Origin of the sequence: Thauera phenolivorans, assembly GCF_001696715.1 — a bacterium.
Lineage (GTDB): Bacteria > Pseudomonadota > Gammaproteobacteria > Burkholderiales > Rhodocyclaceae > Thauera > Thauera phenolivorans.
Genome location: NZ_MBFM01000010.1, coordinates 1 through 1651, shown reverse-complemented (window position 1 = coordinate 1651; position 1651 = coordinate 1). Strand labels below are relative to the sequence as shown.

General features: G+C 65.9%; 1 protein-coding gene. It reads right to left on the bottom strand.

From position 1 onward, the window contains the following. Nucleotides 1–166 precede the first annotated feature (166 nt). The coding region (gene lpdA, locus BB334_RS17275) for a dihydrolipoyl dehydrogenase (protein WP_068809748.1) at nucleotides 167–1651 on the bottom strand (1485 nt) is incomplete at its 5' end.

Here is a 1651-nt window from a genome sequence, read left to right as displayed (position 1 = left end):
AAAACCAGCGACGCCGGAGCAGTTGGCGCTGTTGTAGTGGCATTTTTGAAAGTGCGCTCTAGCAAAAACAAACACTTGCGCGCGTAACTGTCGAACTCGGGGGAGTTGCGCATTACGAAAAAAAGCCCGCGCGAGGCGGGCTTTTTGTCGCAAGCGTCGAGCCCGCCTATTTCCTGCGCGTTGGCGGCAGGTCGGTGCAGCTCCCGTGGGCCACTTCGGCGGCCATGCCCACCGTCTCGCCGAGCGTCGGGTGCGGGTGGATGGTTTTGCCGATGTCGACCGCGTCGGCCCCCATCTCGATGGCCAGGCACACCTCGCCGATCATGTCGCCGGCGGAGGGGCCGACGATGGTGCCACCGATCACGCGGTGCGTCTCGGCGTCGAAGATCAGCTTTGTGAAGCCGTAGTCGGCGCCGTTGGCAATTGCACGGCCCGAAGCGGCCCAGGGGAACTTCGCGGTCTCGACCTTCTTGCCCTCGGACTTGGCCTGCGCCTCGGTGTAGCCGACCCAGGCCACTTCCGGATGAGTGTAGGCCACGCCTGGAATCACCGTGGCGTCGAAGGCCGCCTTGTGGCCTGCGGCCACTTCGGCCGCAACGTGCCCCTCATGCACCGCCTTGTGGGCGAGCATGGGCTGACCGACGACGTCGCCGATCGCGAAGATGTGCGCCACGTTGGTGCGCATCTGCGCATCGACCGGGATGAAGCCGCGTTCGCCGACGATCACCCCAGCCTTGTCGGCGCCGATCTTCTTCCCGTTGGGCGCGCGGCCGGCCGACTGCAGGATCATGTCGTACTTGACCGGCTCATTCGGCGCGCCCTCGCCTTCGAAGCTCACGTACAGGCCATCTTCCTTCGCCTCGACGGCGACGGTCTTCGTCTTCAACATGATCTTGTCAAAGCGGTGGGCGTTCTGCTTTTCCCACACCTTCACCGCGTCGCGGTCCGGGCCCTGCATGAGGCCGTCGAGCATCTCGACGACGTCGATGCGTGCACCGAGCGTGGAGTAGACGGTAGCCATCTCCAGTCCGATGATGCCGCCACCGATCACCAGCATCTTTGCCGGCACTTGGCGCAGCTCGAGTGCGCCGGTCGAGTCCACGATGCGCGGATCCTGCGGGATGAAGGGCAGGTGCACCGCGGCCGAACCCGCGGCGATGATGCAGTGCTTGAACTTCACCACCTTTTTCGCGCCGGTCTTTTCCTGGGCGTCGCCGGTAGTCTCCTCGACCTCGAGGTGGTTCGGGTCGAGGAAGTGTCCGTAGCCACGGAGAATGTCGACCTTGCGTGCCTTGGCCATGCCGGCCAGGCCACCCGTCAGCTTGCCGATCACGCCGTCCTTGTGCTTCCTCAGCGCATCGACATCGACCGAGGGCTTGGCGAAGCCGATGCCGGCGGATGCTACGTGCTCGGCCTCTTCCATGACCCCGGCGACGTGCAGCAGCGCCTTGGACGGGATGCAGCCGACGTTCAGGCACACGCCGCCCAGAGTCGCATAGCGCTCGATGATCGCGGTCTTGAGGCCGAGGTCCGCGGCGCGGAACGCGGCCGAGTAGCCGCCGGGGCCGGCGCCGAGCACCACCATGTCGTATTCGGCGTCGGCGCTGCCGGCGTGGGCTGCAGCGGTCGGGGCTGCGGCGGCAGCAGCGAT